Annotated in this window: 17 protein-coding genes and 3 pseudogenes; 11 read left to right on the forward strand and 9 right to left on the reverse strand. The window is 68.3% G+C overall.

Features of this window, described 5'->3' with window-relative positions; translation table 11 throughout:
* On the reverse strand, positions 1-411 hold a 411-nt coding region (locus Pph01_RS40315), incomplete at its 3' end, for a transposase family protein (protein WP_204078543.1).
* Between the two features lie 251 nt (positions 412-662).
* Positions 663-1508, reverse strand: a complete 846-nt coding sequence (locus Pph01_RS40320) for a helix-turn-helix transcriptional regulator (protein ID WP_204078544.1) — start codon at positions 1506-1508, stop codon at positions 663-665.
* A gap of 188 nt (positions 1509-1696) precedes the next feature.
* Here Pph01_RS40320 and Pph01_RS40325 point away from each other — a divergent pair, with 188 nt between their 5' ends.
* Both Pph01_RS40325 and Pph01_RS40330 read left to right on the forward strand, forming a co-directional pair.
* On the forward strand, positions 1697-2089 hold the full coding sequence (locus tag Pph01_RS40325; protein WP_203887760.1) for an ester cyclase: 393 nt from the start codon (positions 1697-1699) through the stop codon (positions 2087-2089).
* Positions 2090-2372: 283 nt separating this feature from the next.
* A pseudogene (locus Pph01_RS40330) lies at positions 2373-2603 on the forward strand (transposase family protein); the annotation flags it as partial.
* 332 nt (positions 2604-2935) lie between these two features.
* Here Pph01_RS40330 and Pph01_RS40335 read toward each other — a convergent pair.
* Positions 2936-3541 (reverse strand): TetR/AcrR family transcriptional regulator, encoded by a 606-nt coding sequence (locus Pph01_RS40335; RefSeq protein ID WP_204078545.1) that lies wholly within the window; start codon positions 3539-3541, stop codon positions 2936-2938.
* Positions 3542-3726: 185 nt separating this feature from the next.
* Between Pph01_RS40335 and Pph01_RS40340 the strand changes: the two genes are divergently transcribed.
* On the forward strand, positions 3727-4446 hold the full coding sequence (locus Pph01_RS40340) for an SDR family NAD(P)-dependent oxidoreductase (protein ID WP_204078546.1): 720 nt from the start codon (positions 3727-3729) through the stop codon (positions 4444-4446).
* A gap of 677 nt (positions 4447-5123) precedes the next feature.
* Here the strand turns inward: Pph01_RS40340 and Pph01_RS40345 are convergent.
* Positions 5124-5486 (reverse strand): DoxX family protein, encoded by a 363-nt coding sequence (locus Pph01_RS40345; RefSeq protein ID WP_204078547.1) that lies wholly within the window; start codon positions 5484-5486, stop codon positions 5124-5126.
* A gap of 52 nt (positions 5487-5538) precedes the next feature.
* Positions 5539-6048: a cupin domain-containing protein gene (locus Pph01_RS40350; protein WP_204078548.1), complete on the reverse strand. Its 510-nt coding sequence runs from the start codon at positions 6046-6048 to the stop codon at positions 5539-5541.
* 80 nt (positions 6049-6128) lie between these two features.
* On the opposite strand from Pph01_RS40350, the gene Pph01_RS40355 reads away from it, so the two are divergent.
* Complete coding sequence (locus Pph01_RS40355) at positions 6129-7004, forward strand: LysR family transcriptional regulator (RefSeq protein WP_204078549.1); 876 nt, start codon at positions 6129-6131, stop codon at positions 7002-7004.
* 854 nt (positions 7005-7858) lie between these two features.
* Here Pph01_RS40355 and Pph01_RS40360 read toward each other — a convergent pair.
* The gene (locus Pph01_RS40360) at positions 7859-8803 is read right to left on the reverse strand and encodes a C45 family autoproteolytic acyltransferase/hydrolase (RefSeq protein ID WP_204078550.1); all 945 of its coding nucleotides are present in this window, start codon (positions 8801-8803) and stop codon (positions 7859-7861) included.
* A gap of 597 nt (positions 8804-9400) precedes the next feature.
* Between Pph01_RS40360 and Pph01_RS40365 the strand changes: the two genes are divergently transcribed.
* The 3 genes and pseudogenes from Pph01_RS40365 to Pph01_RS43145 form a co-directional block, all read left to right on the forward strand.
* On the forward strand, positions 9401-10261 hold the full coding sequence (locus tag Pph01_RS40365; protein WP_204078551.1) for an SDR family NAD(P)-dependent oxidoreductase: 861 nt from the start codon (positions 9401-9403) through the stop codon (positions 10259-10261).
* 10 nt (positions 10262-10271) lie between these two features.
* Positions 10272-10769, forward strand: coding sequence for a MerR family transcriptional regulator (locus tag Pph01_RS40370; protein ID WP_204078552.1), 498 nt, complete (start codon positions 10272-10274; stop codon positions 10767-10769).
* Positions 10770-10871: 102 nt separating this feature from the next.
* Positions 10872-11051, forward strand: a pseudogene (locus Pph01_RS43145) (transposase); the annotation flags it as partial.
* 130 nt (positions 11052-11181) lie between these two features.
* Here Pph01_RS43145 and Pph01_RS40380 read toward each other — a convergent pair.
* Positions 11182-12009, reverse strand: coding sequence for a helix-turn-helix transcriptional regulator (locus tag Pph01_RS40380; RefSeq protein WP_204078554.1), 828 nt, complete (start codon positions 12007-12009; stop codon positions 11182-11184).
* A gap of 127 nt (positions 12010-12136) precedes the next feature.
* On the opposite strand from Pph01_RS40380, the gene Pph01_RS40385 reads away from it, so the two are divergent.
* A complete protein-coding gene (locus Pph01_RS40385; RefSeq protein WP_204078555.1) occupies positions 12137-13183 on the forward strand; it encodes an NAD(P)-dependent alcohol dehydrogenase in 1047 nt (348 codons plus the stop codon).
* A 158-nt stretch (positions 13184-13341) separates the two neighbouring features.
* Here Pph01_RS40385 and Pph01_RS40390 read toward each other — a convergent pair whose 3' ends face one another.
* Complete coding sequence (locus Pph01_RS40390) at positions 13342-13515, reverse strand: hypothetical protein (protein ID WP_204078556.1); 174 nt, start codon at positions 13513-13515, stop codon at positions 13342-13344.
* A gap of 164 nt (positions 13516-13679) precedes the next feature.
* On the opposite strand from Pph01_RS40390, the gene Pph01_RS40395 reads away from it, so the two are divergent.
* Positions 13680-14102 (forward strand): SbtR family transcriptional regulator, encoded by a 423-nt coding sequence (locus Pph01_RS40395; RefSeq protein ID WP_204078557.1) that lies wholly within the window; start codon positions 13680-13682, stop codon positions 14100-14102.
* Between the two features lie 344 nt (positions 14103-14446).
* Positions 14447-14752, forward strand: a pseudogene (locus tag Pph01_RS43150) (Tn3 family transposase); the annotation flags it as partial.
* 54 nt (positions 14753-14806) lie between these two features.
* Here the strand turns inward: Pph01_RS43150 and Pph01_RS40405 are convergent.
* Complete coding sequence (locus tag Pph01_RS40405; protein ID WP_204078558.1) at positions 14807-15754, reverse strand: NAD(P)-dependent alcohol dehydrogenase; 948 nt, start codon at positions 15752-15754, stop codon at positions 14807-14809.
* Between the two features lie 124 nt (positions 15755-15878).
* On the opposite strand from Pph01_RS40405, the gene Pph01_RS40410 reads away from it, so the two are divergent.
* Positions 15879-16565, forward strand: coding sequence for a TetR/AcrR family transcriptional regulator (locus tag Pph01_RS40410; protein WP_204078559.1), 687 nt, complete (start codon positions 15879-15881; stop codon positions 16563-16565).
* Positions 16566-16785 lie beyond the last annotated feature (220 nt).

Here is a 16785-nt window from a genome sequence, read left to right on the forward strand (position 1 = left end):
AGCGGGGTCAGCCACGACCTGAATGTTCATACCGTGGCGTTTGTGCTTGCCGGAGTAATACGGCTTCTGCTCGGCGACGCGATCGATTGGGATCAGCGTGCCGTCGAGGATGGCGTAGGCCAGTCGAGAAGCTCGAACGGCGGCAGCGTGTAAGTCGTCAGCGAGGGCTGCCAGGAGGTCGACCGACTCCCGCACATAGCGCCAGGCTGTCGTGGTGCCGATGCCGAACCCAGCGGCCAGGCGGGCGTAGGTATCCCCGTTGCGCAGGTGAGCCAGCACCAGCAGCGCTTGCCGGCCCGGATCCAGGCGCCGCCACCGGCATCGATGTTGGGCACGCTGAGCGCGGATGAGATCAGCCAGGCGGACGAGCGTGCGGTTCGACAGCGGAATCGCGGCAGGGTAAGACAGCAACGAGGCTCCCAGTCGGGGCATCGGATCCTAGTCGACTGCTGTCTTACCGGGGCCTCCCCTCACCCCGTATCTGGCCTCACTCCCATCACCGTGACCAGCATGATCACGATGGAAAAGGCTCACTGGTCATCAGGGGGACGATCTGGCGTTGCCGAGGGATCCAGTCCAGGTGCTGATCATCCTTGTTACGAACGAACACTGAACCTGAACCTCGCGCAGCGCAGACGACAGAACCTGATCACCCAACCCGGTCAGCTGAACGGCTGCAGGCCGATCGTCGCCAGCAGGTCGAGCTGCCCGGCCGCCTCGCTGTCCTGCGCGCTGGTGTAGACGATCAACCGGAGGTCGGTGTCACGTACAGTGAGGAAGTCGCTGTCCATTGTGATCGGTCCGATCTCGGGGTGCAGGAACGTCCGACTGCTCAAGCCGGGCTGGGGGGCGGCCAGGCGCTGCTCCCACAGGTCGGCGAAGTCTGTGCTGACTTCCAGCAGATCGTCGATGAGGTCGCCGAGCAGCTTGTCCTTCGGATAGCGGCTTCGAGCCTCGCGCAGATCGGAGACCAGTTCCAGGCGGAGCAGGCGCTCCTCGGCCTCGGTGCGGATATAGCGTGTTGGAGCGCCGGTGAAGACGGTCCATGCGAGGTTCCGCTCACGCATCGGCAGTGCCGACGTGTCGCCGGCCAGGGCATACGCGAGCGGGTTGGACGTGATGCACTGCCACGAGGCGTCGACGACCTGGACGGGCAGGTCGGTCAGGCGGTCCAGGATCCGCTGCACGCTCGGCGTGATGTGACGCTTGATGCTCCCGTGGGCCGGCTCGGCCTGATCCGCGACGCGGAAGAGATGTGCGCGCTCCTGGTCAGAAAGCCGCAGCACCCGGGCGAGCGACATGAGCACCGACGGCGACGGGTGGATCGCGCGGCCCTGCTCCAAGCGGGCGAGGTATTCGACCGACAACCCGGAAAGCTGGGCGACCTCCTGCCGGCGCAGGCCGAGCACGCGGCGCCGGCCGCCCTCCGGAAGGCCTACCTCGGCGGGTGACACGCGGCCGCGCCAGAGGCGCAGGCTGCACGCGAGCTCGTTCGAATCTGAAACCACCACCTCACTCTAGGTCCGCGCGGCAGGCACAGGGTCGCCCTGCCAGTACGAGGCTCGGCAGGTCCATTTTGCCTGGTGTGCGGAGAGGTAAGTATCGGATCGCGGCCCCGTTCTGGGGCCGGCCGGATCAACCCGTCACCACGGGTGTGGCTACCAACAGAGTGGAGAGATTGACGATGAGTACAGGCATGTCTGCAGAGGAGCTGCGCGAGTTCTACGGGCGGTACGTGGAGATGGCGAACACGCGTGACTTCGACGGGATGCGCGAGCTCCTTCACGACGAGGTCATCCTGGGCGGCACTCCAGTTGCCCGTGAAGCCATCATCACCGAGTTCCGCAAGCACACCGATGCCGTCCCGGACATCCACTGGGAGGTCCAGGAACTTCTCGTGGAGGGCGGTCACATCGCTGCTCGCGCGCTCGACACCGGAACGCCGGTGGCGGAGTGGAACGGTCTGGCCCCCAACGGAGCGAGCATCTCCGTCGCCGAGACCGCGTTTTACGAGGTCGTGGACGGCCGATTCAAGGTCATGTGGTACATGATGGACGTCGACGCACTGCGGCAGCAGCTCGTCGGCTGACCCACGATCGGTCCCCCGCAGGGTGACCTCGGTGTCCGCCAACGCCCATGCCCCCGCCGGAGTGACGCGAGATCGTCGCCGTCACTCCGGCGGCCACTTCCAAGTGAGCCTTTTCCATCGTGATCATGCTGGTCACGGTGATGGGGTTAGGCCAGATACGGGGTGAGGGGAGGCCCCGGTAAGACAGCAGTCGACCAAGATCCGATGCCCCAACCGGGAGCCTCGTTGCTGTCTTACCCTGCCGCGATTCCGCTGTCGAACTGTACCCTCGTCCGCCTGGCTGATCTCAGCTGACCCCGCCGGCCGGCTCGTCTGGGCCTCGCAGGCCCTGCCAGGGAGAACGCACGACCTGACCGCCGCCCGAACGGTCGGCCTCATCGACGCACTCACCAGCAGCAACGTGAAGACGTTCGCCGACAAGGGATACCAAGGGGCCGGCGGCACCATCCGCACCCCGTTCAAACGCCACCGCCACCGGCCACGGCTCTCCCGCGCACAGAAGTTGGTGAGGCGGAAGCGGTCTTTCCACTCCGGCGCCTTGACGCCGGTCAACGCTGTGACCAGATCGGCGAGTTGCACCCACGATCAGCTGGACCAGTCCGGCCACGATCGCCCAAGCGCCCCACACGCGCAGCACCGCCGGGATACCGGACGCGCAGGAAGTCCGAGAAGACGGCACCGGCGGACCGTCGATGCCCGATCGGTCGCAGTTGGCCACAAGCGCCGTGGCGCCGCGGTCCAGTATGGCTTCGAGCGCGTCGAAGGTGTCGGGCTGGTCTGCGTCCGCGCCGCATACCTTGCCGTCGTTCAGGGGCAGGGACGGGCAAAGGACCGTTTGTGAGAACGCTAGCCGCGTACCGCAGCCAGACCCTGGTCGTACAGGTCAAGAATGTCGCCCTGCCCGTTGCCCTCGAGCCACGTCGCAGTGGCGGCATCGAAGCACGCGAACGCTGTCGCGACGATGGCACGGGCTTGCCCTCTGTCCATCCCCGAGGGGGCCAGCCTGGCTTCGAGCACTGGCAGTAGCTGCTCCTGGCAGCGCACGCGCTTCCCAAGATAGGCGGCGCGCAGCGAGTCGGTGTGGTGCACCAAGCGGAAGCGCTCCAGCGCCTGCTCGGGACTTGTATGGAGGGAGAGCGCGGCCTTGAATGCGGCACGCAACGCCTCCCACGCGCCGGCATCGGCGGGCTGCTTGCGGACGGTTTCCGTCAGAAGGGTGACGAACTGCTCCTCGCTGCCGCCGATGAGGTCTTCCTTGGTGCCGAAGTAACGGAAGAGGGTGCGCTGGGAGACGCCAGCCTCCCGGGCGATCTGCGCGATGGTCGTCTCGTCGTACCCCTGCTGCGTGAACAGGCGCAACGCGGTTTGGAGGATCTCTTGGGTGGCCAGCCGCCGCGTGCGATCCCACAGTGTGGACGTAGTCGCCCCCTTGCCTTGTGTTCCCTGTGTCACGTCATCAGCTTAGCGCAGCCTGCCAACCTGGCACTCACAACAAGTTTGGCAGGCACTGCCAGATGGGCGTACGCTGCCATGAAGTGAGACCGGGCGCCTGCACGGCGCTGTGCCTCGCAGTTCCTCTCTGCCTATGGCGACAGGGCTGGAGGCGTCCCCCGCGCAAATCAGCAAGGAGAACAACCGTGGCAACAAAGACAGCACTCATCACCGGCGGAACCAGCGGGATCGGCAAGGCCGCCGCGGAACTGCTCCACTCGCGCGGCTATCGCGTCATGGTCACCGGCCTCGGCGACCTCGATGACGCCGGCCTTCCCGCCGACGTCATCGCCGTCGAGGCCGACATCAGCTCCCTGACCGACATCGACCGGGCCGTGGACCAGGCGCGTGAGCACCTGGGCTCCCTCGACCTGCTCCACCTCAACGCGGGCCTGCCTCGTCCCGGCCTTTTGATCGAGTCCACCGACGAGGCCGCCTTCGACGCCCTGTTCGACATCAACGTCAAGGGCAACTTCTTCACACTGCAAAAGGCGCTCCCCCTACTGAATGAAGGCGCGTCCGTGGTGTTCACCGTCGGCGCCGGCGAGGGACTCGGCGCCGCCATGACCGCTTCCAAGGGAGCTCTGCTGCCTCTCGTGCGCTCCCTGGCCATCGAACTCGCCCCCCGCCGCATCCGCGTCAACGCGGTAAGCCCCGGCATGGTCAACACCCCCGCGTACAGCAAGATGGGTATCTCCCCGGACACGATCGCCTCCTGGGGTGAAAGCGTTCCCCTCGGCCGCGTCGGAGCCCCTGCCGACATCGCCGAAGCTGTCGCCTTCCTCGCATCCGATGGCGCCAGCTACATAACGGGCGACAATCTGATCGTCTCCGGCGGCACCGGCGTCCACACCCGCCCTATGTAGGTGATGGCGGCGGCCCCAAGCCGATCAGCACCCTCGTGAGCTTCTGACGCTCCGCCGGGTCTTCAGACCGAGCCTGCCGTCCCGCTCACCGGCTGGGCAGTGGGTGCACGGGTGCACTACGGGGCCTCGAACTGGCCGCCGCCGCGGCGGCCAGTTCGAGGTGGGAGTTCGTGTCCAGTTCGAACCGGCCGCAGGGGTTCACGTGGGCCCGAAACGGCGGGACAGGGCCCGCCGTTTCGGGCGATGCACAGCTGGACATGGCCGGCGCGGCATCGGTCGCCCTCTTTGTCCAACCCAGCGGCCACGCCGGCTACCGACTCGGCGCCCGCGACGGTGGCCGCTTAAGATCAACCCACGGCACTACCTCGTCGAGCCTTTTGCACCGCTCCGAGGACGCGACCCATCCCGAACTCCCGCGCCATATCGGCACAGGTTCGACCTGTCGTACGAACCAGTCTCACCGCGTCTTGCTTGAACTCATCGCCGAACTTCGATGGTCGTGCCACCCGAAGGCTCCCCTCTATGGAACAAGATCCATTGTCAGGGGGCGTCCCCTCGGGGAACCTCAATCTCCGTGCTCGACGCGCGTATTGCTCGCGGCAGCGACGTTGGCTTGACGCGCCTCATCGCTGGCCACCCGTTCGGCGATGCGGTCGTTTTCGTTGTCCTCCACCTGTTCACAGCCATGTCGTCGCCAGCCAGACAGTGAGGGCCGCGGCGAGGAGGAGGGTGATGTTGAGGGCGATCCGGCGGTCCCCGCGGCTCAGGTGCAGGGTGGTCGCGCCGACCTGGAGGACCACGAAGCCGATGGCCGCGGCCAGGGCCAGCCAGGAGGCGATGCGGGTCAGCGGCGGGAGGAGCAACCCGATCGCGCCGAGTACCTCGATCACGCCGATGGCCCTGACGGCCGGGCTCGGCATGTCGTCCACCCAGGCCATCATCGGCCGGAGCCGTTCACGACTCCGGCCCACCTTCACCCCGCCCGCGTAGAGGTAGAAGAGAGCGAGCAGGCCGGCGACGATCCAATACGCGACGTTCACGGTGCCCATCCGCGGGTGCCGTGCGTAGGCGGCCCGGAGAAGACGGGCAGCGTCACGCCTCCGCCTTCCGGGCGAAGTCGGTGGCGGGCTCGGTGGCGTAGCGGCGCATCGCCTGGATGTTCGCCTGCGGGGTCATCGCCCGGCCACCGGCGATCATGTCCTCCAGGTCGCGGAAGTACTGCACGTAGAGATCGGGCGTGAACGTGCTGAGCATGACGGCCGGTTCGTCGGTCACGTTGGCGAAGGTGTGCGGGGCGCCGGGCGGGACCATCACGAGCGTGCCCGCCGTCGCGTCGTAGTCCTTGTCGCCGACCGTGAACCGCACCGCGCCGGAGATGATGTAGAAGCCCTCGTCGTGCTGGGCGTGGCGGTGCTGCGGCGGTCCAGGCGTGTGCGGTGCGAGGACGGATTCGGCAATTCCGAGGCGGTGCCCGGTGTTGCTGCCGTCTTCGAGGATACGCAGTCGCGTGGTGCCCAGGACGATCGTTTCGCCGTCGCCCGGGCTGACCACCGATACGGCGGGGTCGGCGGTCGGCTCACTGGTCTTCGGTTGGTCGGTCATGTCTCGATCTCACTGTCAGTGCACCACGCCTGTCCAAGATCTGTTCTGTGCCGCCGATACCGCACGGGTATCGTCGCACCATGGAGCTACGCACGCTGCGCTATTTCGTGGCGGTCGCCGACGAACTTCACTTCGGCCGGGCCGCCGCCCGGCTGCACATGAGTCAGCCGCCGCTGAGCCGGGCGATCAAGCAGTTGGAGACCGAGGTCGGTGCCCCGCTGTTCGACCGCTCGCCCGCCGGAGTCGCGCTCACTCCGGTGGGGGCCGTGCTGCTAGACGAGGCGCGGGCCCTGCTCTACCAGGCCGACCGGTTGCGCGTACGCGTGGCCGCGGCGGCCGGCACCGCGGTCATCACGGTGGGTTTCCTGGGGGACACCGCCGACCCGGGTGCGACCCGGCTGGCCGACGCCTACCGCCGCCGGCACCCGCAGGTCGAGGTCCGCATCCGCGAGACCGACCTGACCGATCCCACCTGCGGGCTGCACGCCGGACTGGTCGACGTCGCCCTGACCCGCGGGCCGTTCGACGAGACCGGCCTGACCGTGCGGGAGTTGCGCGCCGACCCGGTGGGCGCGCTGGTGCGCGCGGACGATCCGCTTGCCGGGCGGGACAGCGTGAAGCTGGCCGATCTGGCCGACCGCCGCTGGTTCCTGTTCCCGGTGGGCACTGACCCCGTCTGGCAGTCGTACTGGAACGGCGGGGCGCCCCGGGAGGGGCCGGTGGTGCGGGCCGTCCAGGAGTGCCGGCAAGCCGTTCTCTGGAACGGCACGGTCGGCATGACTCTCCTGGACCATGAGCAGGCGGACGGGCTCGCCGTGGTGCCGCTGATCGACATGCCGCCGAGCTGTGTGGTGGTGGCGTGGAACAAGGGCGACACGAATCCGCTGATCCGCTCGTTCGTCCGGACCGCGATCGCCGCCTACCGCGACGGAGCACCCACTGCCGGCGCGGCGTGACCGAGATCCGGGTACTCGCTCTTCGGGCGGGCTCGGCGGCCGTTGACGGCCAGATCGCGGAACGACGGTGAGTCCCCGCCGGGGAGAAGCCCGACAACCCCCGTGCCGTCGAGAAACCCACGCTCGGCACACCGACTTGCGACGCGGTGGACGCCAAAGGGATTGATCCCAACGTGATCCTCGGGCAACTGATCGCTCTCGCCAGGGAAATCGGCTCTCCCCTCGCGCCGTGGGAGACCTGACCTAAAAGGGTCGGGCGTGGGAGAGACCAGACGCAGGTTCGACCGCTGACCCGGGAGCAGGACACCGGCTCCGGCGAGGAGCTGGGCGAGTCGGAGCGTGAGGAGCCGACGCGGCTGCGCAGGCAAAGGGCGTGCTGGCCTCAAGGGCTGGGGTCTACGAGGCGCAGAGCAGCGAGCACGACTTGGGCACGACACCGGCCTCCTCGCAGCTCTACCAGTACAAACGCAGAGTTATGTCAGTAGTCGCGCAGGGTTTTGTCAGCGCGGGCGCAGACTTATGTCAGTAACTGCGCAGAGTTATGTCAGTGGCTCTGAGCGGGGAGGTGCTCGTGCTGACGCTGGCCGCAGTGAGCTCTCCGTTGTCATGGGCTCTGCGTCGTGATCGACAATGCGTCTGATCAGGAAAACATCTCACGGCTAGTTGCCGGCAGCTTGGCCCACTGACAAAACTCTGCGCATTTACTGTCAGTAGCACTGCGCTCAACACCACCGCCCGCACTGGACACGCGAACCCGCCCAGATCGCGCACCGCCTTGACACCTGCCGGCGGCGGGTGAAATCACGTTCTTGCAAGATCTTCGTGCAGGGGTGAGCAGGAGTCCGGAAAGCCTCTCAGCTGGCCCGGCCCAAGGTCACGGTGCGGGATCCGGGTGCGAAGTCACCGAAGGACTGTTGCCAGGACTCACCGGGCCAGTAGTACGTCACACGGCCCTCGACGGGCCGGTAGCGGGCGGTGTAGAGCGTTACCGTCCCCTGCTCGTCGACGGATCGATACAGCGGCGGCTTCAGCATCGCCGCCACGTCCACGCCCGCGGCGCGGATGGCTCGCAGCCGCTCCTGCGTCCGCAAGGTCCGCTCCTGCTCGTCGGTCACCGGAAGGTGCTGGTGATTGGCGGCGCAGGCGTCCGGTGCCACCGTCGGTGGCATATCCGGTCCCACGAACACCGTCATCGCCTTCTTGGGATCGACAAGGGTGAGGTTCTGGGGGACGGCGACCGGCAGGGACCGCAGCCTGTCGACCGCCTCATCGACGGTGTCGCACGTCTCCAGCAGGTAGCGCACGAGGATGAGAATGGCGAAGCCGCGTCCGTAGACGGAACGTCCGCCCCAGGTGAGCGAGACCGCGAGACCGGCGTCGTTCATCCCATCCTGCAAGCCCCACAGCATGTCCTGCATCCCGATCACGGGGCGCAGGAAGCAGGAGGAGACGATGGTCCCCTCGCACTGATCGGGCTGTAGGTCATAGTTGCGCAGCAGAGTGCCGTTCCTGCCGATCTGGGTGCAGGCCGGGGAGAACGGCCGCAGTGCCGCGTGGGTGAGGAAGACTTCCGCCTCGGGCCGGTCGAGTTGGCCGGCCAGGCGGTCCAGAACCGGGACCAGTTCCGGCATGTGCGCACGGAACAGCGCCCGAACACGATCCGCGCCCTCCGGAGTCCTGCCCTCCGCGGTCAGCAGGCCCTCCATCTCCTGCCACAGGGCCCGGGCGTAGGCGGCCCACCGCCCGTCGCCGCCGTCGCCGACCTCGATCGCCTGGAAGGTCTTGTTCTGTTGCCGCATGGCTGCCACTCCCCTGTGAGAATCGGACGAGGGTGAGGGCAACCTAGCTAATTGTGCGGGTAATTCACCAGGTGGCCGCCATCGGCGACGGCCAGGCGCTGGATCTGATGAAGCCGCGCGAGCGTGGCCGATTCGGCCCTTGAGCAGCAACCAATCGGACAGTGGCGTTAGCGAGGCAGGGCGAGCGGAGTTACCGCCATTCGATGATCCGATGCGGATGCCGGCGCAGAAGGGCGTGCTCACCTGTTCGCCGTGTTCTTCGGCTGGCTCGAGTGATGGCTACGCTGTCGGCCCGCCTGGGATCGGTCGGTCGCTGTGGGTGATGTCGATGGAGCGGCGAGCGTGGTGAGTCGATCTAGCGACGGAGATGAGAGGTCGGCGATCGATGCCCGTAGGAGCCGGGCGATTCCTGGTTCGTGGACGGATCGCCTCTCGCCGTGCGTGCCACTCCCTGATCCGGATGGCCGGCGCCTTCAGGCGCGGATCGTCGCCTCGACCGGCGGGCACGTCGCCGACGTCGATCGCTTCACCGTGATCGGAGTGAGGATCACCCGCTGATTTGCGTTAGAGCGCGCTCAAAGTCCTAGCGTCACATCCATGACGACACAGACATGGATCATCACCGGCGCATCCCGCGGACTCGGGCGCGCACTGGCCGAGGCCGCCCTCGCGGCGGGCGACAACGTCGTGGCCGCGGTGCGCACCCCCGGCAGTGTCGCCGACCTGGCGGACGCGCACCCCGGCGCCTTCCTGGCCGCCCCCTTCGACGCCCGCGACGTCGCTGCGGCGTCCGCCCTCGTGCAGGCCGCGATCGACCGGTTCGGCCAGGTCGACGTGCTGGTCAACAACGCGGGACGGGCCGTGGTCGGAGCGGTCGAGGAGGTCGGCGACGAGCAGTTGCGCGAGCTGATGGACCTGCACCTGTTCGGCCCCGCCGCCCTCGTGCGGGCGGTGCTGCCCGGCATGCGCACCCGCGGCTCCGGCACCATCGTGCAGATGAGCAGCCAGGGCGGGCGTATGTCCTTCCCCGGCGTGTCGGCCTACTCGGCGTCGAAGTTCGCCCTGGAAGGCTGGTCGGAGGCGCTGGCCGGAGAGGTCGCACCGTTCGGTGTCCGGGTGATGATCGTCGAGCCGAGCCGGTTCCGCACCGGGTTCAACGGCGCCGACGTGCTGGAGTTCGCCGAGCCGTCGGAGACCTACCGCCAGGTGCTCGCCGCCGTGCGCGCCGACATGGCCGGCACCGACGGCCGCCAGGAAGGCGACCCGGTGCGGGCGGCCGAGATCATCGTCTCGCTCGTGCACGGCGAGGAGGTGCCGCTGCGGCTGCCGCTCGGGCGCGAGGCGGTCGAGCGCATCTCCGGCGTCTACCGGCGCGGCCTGGCCGAGACCGCCCGCTGGGCCGAGGTCGCCCAGGACGCCGACTTCGCCGACGCGCCCGCCTCGGTCCGGCCCGTCTAGGCTGGCGGTCATGGCCACTGACGACCTGATGACCAAGGTCCTCGAAGCGCTCGGCGACGCCCAGCCCACGGTGGAGGCGATCCACGACCTCACCGACCTGGCCGAGGTGCCCTCGTCGATGACGATCGCCGAGGTCGCCGACCGGCTCGCCCTCCCGGCGCATACGCTGCGCTACTACGAGCGGGCCGGGCTGGTCACCGTGGCCAGGGACAGCCAGGGTCACCGGGTCTACGACGCCGACGCGGTGCGGCGGCTGGTGTTCCTGACCCGGATGCGGCTATCCGGGATGTCCATGCGCGAGCTGCAGCACTACATCGAGCTGGTCGACGCGGGCGAGCGCACGGTGCCCGAGCGGATGGCCATGCTGGTCGAGCACCGCGACACGATCGTGCGGCGGCTGCGCGAGCTGACGTTGTCGCTGGCGGCCGTCGACTACAAGATCACCACGTACGGCGGGGCAACCGGCTCCGACGTCGAGCGCAGCCCGTCGCGGGAAGCCGCCGCCTAACCGCCCTTACGTGCCCATGTCGGGCAATCGCCCGACGCGGACCCGGGCAGCCCTCCCATACGCTCGCCACAGCTGATCGGCGCACAGTCGGGAGCGGGCCGGCCGTACTCGTTCGTGTGGCTGGACGCGCTCGCGCAGAAGGTCCGCGAGGGCGGGCGGATCGTCAACGTGCACGCCCTGATCGCCACCGCGGTCAACGCCAACGGCAACCGGGAGATCCTCGGCCTGGACATCACCAGCCGCGAGGACGACGCCGACTGGCTGGGGTTCCTGCGCAGCGTTCGTCCTTGCGCGGTAGCGGAGCACCGCGAACGGTGGACAGGCCGACCGTTCTCCGGACCGGTCGGCCTGCTTCGCTTCCCACGGTCCACGGCCGAAGCGTCGCCCTCCGCCGACTGGCCCAACGACGGCATCAGTGACTGTGGCGTCGGGTCGCGGTCATCGTGGCGAGCAGGGCCAGGGACTGCTCGTCCGGGGAGCCGGGCCGGGCGTGGAGGACGGTGAGCACCTGGCCGTCCTCTACCGGCATCGCGTGGAAGCGGAGGCTGATCACGCCCAGCTCCGGGTGTCGGAAGCTCTTCGCGCCCGCTGTGGTGGTGTGGACGTCGTGGCGGGCCCACAGTTCCCGGAACTCCTGGCTGTGCAGCGACAGTTCGCCGATGAGTTCCGTCAGCTCGGGGTCGTCCCGCTCGGTTCCGATCCGGGCCCGGAAGTTGGCGACCGCGTCCGACGCCGCCGCGTTCCAGTCCACATGTGTCTCCCGTGTCCCGGGGTCCAGGAACACCGCACGCAGCAGGTTCGTCCCGGGCACGTAGCAGGGGGCCAGCTCGCACGCCAGGGCGTTCGATCCGACGACGTTCATCCGGCGGCTGGTCACCGTGGCCGGTGTCGTCGTCCAGGCGTCCAGCAGTTCCTGCACGGTGTCCGACACCCGTTCCCGGGTGCGCGTGGCGGTCGGTGCCGGGCGGGCCAGGGCGTACAGGTGCTTCGTCAGCTCCTCGTCCAGCCGCAGCGCCCGGGCCAGCGACTCCAGGACGCTCTCCGAGGGGCGGTGGCCGCGTCCTTGCTCCAGGCGCACGTAGTAGTCCGCGCTCACTCCGGCCAGGAGGGCCAGTTCCTCGCGCCGCAGCCCTGCCACGCGGCGGCGGGCGTCGCTGCCGGCGTCGTCGAGGCCCACGTCTGCGGGACGGACCTGGGCGCGGCGAGCCCGGAGGAATTCGGCGAAAGCGGCGTTGTCCATGGCTTCAGGCTACGTTTGGCCGTCCTGTACGAGGGTGGCCCTGCGATTCCCAGTCATCGGCCACCGATGGTGGGGCGCCGAGGTCCGGCGACAGCATGGGGGCGTTGTGAACGAGAGGAGATCCACCATGCGAACGGTCAACGGCTGGGCCGCCCAGGCACCCGGGTCGGCGTTGGCACCCTGGCGCTTCGAGCGCCGTGAGCTGCGACCCACCGACGTCGCGCTGCGGGTGACACACGTGGGGGTGTGCTTCACCGACCTGGAGCACGTGCGGCCCGAACCGGGCCACGAGCGGCCGGACATCTTTCCGCTGGTGCCGGGCCACGAGATCGCGGGTGAGGTGGTGGCCGTCGGCACTGCGGTCACCGGCTTCCGGGTCGGTGATCCGGTCTGTGTGGGGAACATCGTCGATTCGTGCGGGGTGTGCGAGGCCTGCCGCAACGGTGATCAGGAGTTCTGCGCGGAGTTCCCGACCCTGACCTACGGGGGGCGCGACCGGCGCGACGGGTCCCTGACCCAGGGCGGGTTCAGCGACGAGTACGTTGCCGACCAGGCGTTCGTGTACCGGCGTCCCGAGGGGCTCGACCCGGCCGGAACCGCGCCGCTGATGTGCGCGGGGATCACCACCTGGGTGCCGCTCAGGCGGTGGGAGGTCGGCCCGGGGCAGACGGTCGGCATCATCGGCCTCGGCGGGCTCGGGCACGTCGCGGTGAAGCTGGCCAAGGCGCTCGGCGCCGAGGTCGTGGGCTTCACCACCTCACCCGACAAGGCGAAGGACATGCTGGAACTCGGTGCCCACGACGTGGTGGTGTCGACCGATGCCGAGGCCATGGCCGGACAGCGCGGGCGGTTCGACTTCATCCTCGACACTGTGCCCCGCGTGCACGATCTCTCGCCCTACCTGACGGCACTCCGCTACGACCGGACCCTGTGCACGCTCGGCATCGTGCCGGAGCTGTCCTTCACACCTCAGACCCTGCGGTTCGGACGCAAGCGGCTGGCGGGCGCGGGCAGCGGCGGCATCACCGACACCCGGGAGATGCTCGACTTCTGCGCCGCCCACGACGTGACCGCGACCGTCGAGGTACTGCCCGTCGCCGAGGTCAACACAGCACTGGACCGGCTGGCCGCGGGCGACGTCAAGTACCGGTTCGTCCTCGACCTCACGTCCTGACGAAAGGCCTGTCCATTTGACGGCTCGCCCGGAGGGGCTGCAAGACACACGAGCTTCGGTGCCCTAGCAGGGCTACCACTACAAACGCAGAGTTTTGTCAGTGTTCGCGCAGGGTTTTGACAGCACGGGCGCATAGTTATGTCAGTAACTGCGCAGAGTTATGTCAGTGGCTCTGAGAGGAAGATGCTCGTGCTGACGGGGCGTCCCTCGGGTGCGAGCGGAGCCTCGTGGATCGCGTCGCCCGTGTACATCGAGACGAAGGCGGCCGTGGCTTCGCGCCGTAGCGCGTCCAGCGCTTTCGTGAACCAGTCGGGAACGGGTGTGGTGGTCATTTGCTCTCCAGGCGGCCGATGGCGTCGAGGCGTGCGAACGCGGACGTCGCCGTCGGCCAGGCCGAGGTGTCGGACGTGAGGGTGTCGCGCAGGAACGCCCAGCTCATTCGTTGGATCACGGCCACGCGTACCGGGTCCCCAGGCGGGCCGATCTGGTACTCGCGGTGCTGCAGCACGATGTCGACGAGTGCTTCGAAACGGCCCGGGAGCTCGCCGCGGCGCACCCGCCGATGTGTGCCCTCACCTTGTGGCTCGACCGCTACTGCGCGTTCGTCCTCACCAAACACGGTCTCGCAGCGGCGCTGCACTCCGGCGAGGCGACCTTCGCCGGACTCGGTGCGCAACTGCTGGAGCGGCTGGAGCCGGCACTTGACGAGTTGGTGCAGGCCGCCCGAGCCGCCGGGGAAATGGGGGACGGGGCGAGCGCGATGGATCTCCTCCGCGCGGTCGCACACCTGTGCACGCCCGGCCCGTCCCATATCGACTACACCCGCCGCATGATCACGCTCCTGCTCGCCGGACTGCGGCAGGGCTCGGCGGCGCAACGTGCCGATCCGGCTGCTTGGGCCACCGACGAAACTCGCTGAGCAGCCGCGAGGCAGGGCGCCGGGTTGTCGATTCCGCGCTAATCAAGATCATCTTCCATCCTTGCAAGCGCTCAAACAGGCCGGCTCTGCGTGGAGGATCCCCGGGCGAGGCCACCGGGGACGGCCTGTCGGCTGACGGCACCGAGAGCCGTCGTCCTTGGCGCAGCGTTCGCCAAATTGCTGAAGTACTTCGGGTTCGCGGAGCATCACCTGGCTGAATGCGGTGAACGACCAGGTCGCGGGCATCGGGCAGATGTCGTGACCGGCACCCCGCGCGACTCCCTGCAGATCCTGGACGCCCTGCTGAACCTCGGCGGCGGGGTGAAGCCGGAGATGGTGGCCACCGACAGTCCCGCCACAAGCTCGCCCGCGACATCTGCCACGGTAAGAAGGGCACCATCCACCAGGCATACCGGGACGGCATGGAGGACCAGCTCGGATCGCTCGGCCTGGTGCTGAACGCCGTGGTGCTGTGGACGACGCGGTACATCGACGCCGCCGTCGCCCGGCTCCGCGCGCAAGGCCACGAGATCAAGGACGAGGACGTCGCCCGGCTGTCCCCGCTCAAGCACTGTAACCTCAACGTCCTGGGCCGCTACAGCTTCACGGCCTCCCAGTCCGTCGAGGGCCTGCGCCCGCTGCGCGACCCGGACGGCGTCGACCTCGACGATGACGACGACGAGAAGTTGGGGGCCGCGGCCCCCTCACGTGATCTGGATGATGTGCTTGCCGCGGACGCCACCGGCTTCCAGGGCCCGGTGGGCGTCGGCTATCCGGTCGAGAGGGTGGACGGTGTCCACGACGGGGACGATGTCGCCGTGCTCCGCGTAACGGGTGATCTCGGTCAGCAGCTCGGTTTCGGGGTTGCCGCTGAAGACGCGTATGCGTCTGCTCCCGTGGACGGTCGAGGCGAGGATGGTGGCGAGGCTGGGGAGAAGCCTGTTGAAGTCGGGGGTGACGGCGACCATGCGCCCGCCGGGTGCCAGCAGGCGGCGGAAGCGGGACTGCTGCGTGCCGGCGGTGTCGACGATGACGTCGAAACGGCCCAGCTCGGAGAGGCGAGTCGTACGGTAGTCGAGTGCTTCGTCGGTGCCCAGGCCTCGGACGAAGTCGAGGTTTTTCGCGCCCGCGAGAGCGACGACGTGGGCACCGAAGAGCTTGCCAATCTGCACCGCGACGCTGCCCACGCCTCCGCTGCCCCCGCGCACTAGGAGTCGCTCACCGGGTTTGATGACGGCCTTCTCGCGCAGGGCGGTCACCGCCGTGGCCCCGCCGGCGAGCAGTGAGATGGCCTGCACCGGGGTGAGGTTCTCCGGAGCGGGGGCGATCTGGCGGGGGCGTACGGCGACGTACTCGGCCATGCTGCCCGTCTTGCGCCCCAGCAGCCCCCACACCCGGTCCCCTTCACGTACTCCGGTGACCGACGAACCGACTTCGGCGACCTCCCCGGCGAAGTCGATTCCGCTCGTCTTGGGGAAAGTATGGCCGGTTACCAGACGCATTTTCCCGGCCCGATCGAGCAGCTCGCCACCGTTGACGCTGGCGACGTGCACCCGCACCAGCACCTCGTCGGGCGTGGGGGTAGGCGTCGGCCGCTCGCCCACGTAGAGGACCTCCGGGGGGCCGTATCGGTCGAAGAGGGCTGCGCGCATGTCGCTCATCATCTCGTCCTGTGTCGCGTTTCGGAGCTGCGGAGGCGCTGTGTGCGCCCGCTGGTACGCTCACGCTAAACCGGTAAGTGGATGACATCGTCCGTTTAGCTTGAAGTGAGAGACATTGCCTGCTCAGCCATCTCACAAGCCGTCCGGGCACGTCGGCGATGTGCCCGGCGATGCAGACCCGGCGGGCCTGCGCGCCGATGCCCGGCGTAACCGGGAACGCATCCTTGAAGCTGCGCGCGAGGTGTTCGCGGCCCAGGGCATTGACGCCCCTATAAGCGCCGTCGCCCGCCGCGCCGGCGTCGGCGTGGCCACCCTCTACCGCCGCTTCCCCACCCGCACTGCGCTTGCCACCGCTGCCTTTGCCGAGCAACTCGCCCTGTGCGCGGCAGCCTTCGACGAGGCCCTTACGGACCCTGATCCCGGGCACGGCCTGTACGCACTCCTGGAGAAGGTGTGCACCACACAGGTGACCGACCGCGGCTTCGCCCCCGTATTCCTGGATCAGTTCCCCGATGCCCTTGATCGCGATCACGAACGCGACTGCGCCGAAGAGGGTCTGGCGCGGCTGGTCCAGCGTGCCCGCGAGACCGGACAGCTGCGCGACGACTTCGACCCCGCCGATATCACCCTCCTACTCCTGGCCAACAGCGGCCTCGCCGGACAACCGCGAGAAACCGCCCTCGCTGCCTCCCGGCGCCTGCTCGCCTATCTCTTCCAGGCTTTCCAGGCACAGCGCCCTGGCTCTCTCCCACCTCCCGCGATGGAACTGCGCGAAATCCGCCAGCCACCGGGCCGCCCGTGAGCCCGATCACGCACCGTGCCAACGGTGAGCATTCCTCGCACTTGCACAGGGGCCTCTAACAAATGACCAGTTGCGAGAGTTCTGCGAACGCCCCGGAGCCGATCACGTTTCCCCCAACTCGACCTGACCCAGGTCTGCAAGCGGAGGTCATAGCTCGCTACCACAACGCGCGAAATCATGACCAGTGACACCGGCTACTGCTATCTAGGCGAACGAGGGC

The organism is Planotetraspora phitsanulokensis (assembly GCF_016863295.1).
Taxonomy (GTDB): domain Bacteria; phylum Actinomycetota; class Actinomycetes; order Streptosporangiales; family Streptosporangiaceae; genus Planotetraspora; species Planotetraspora phitsanulokensis.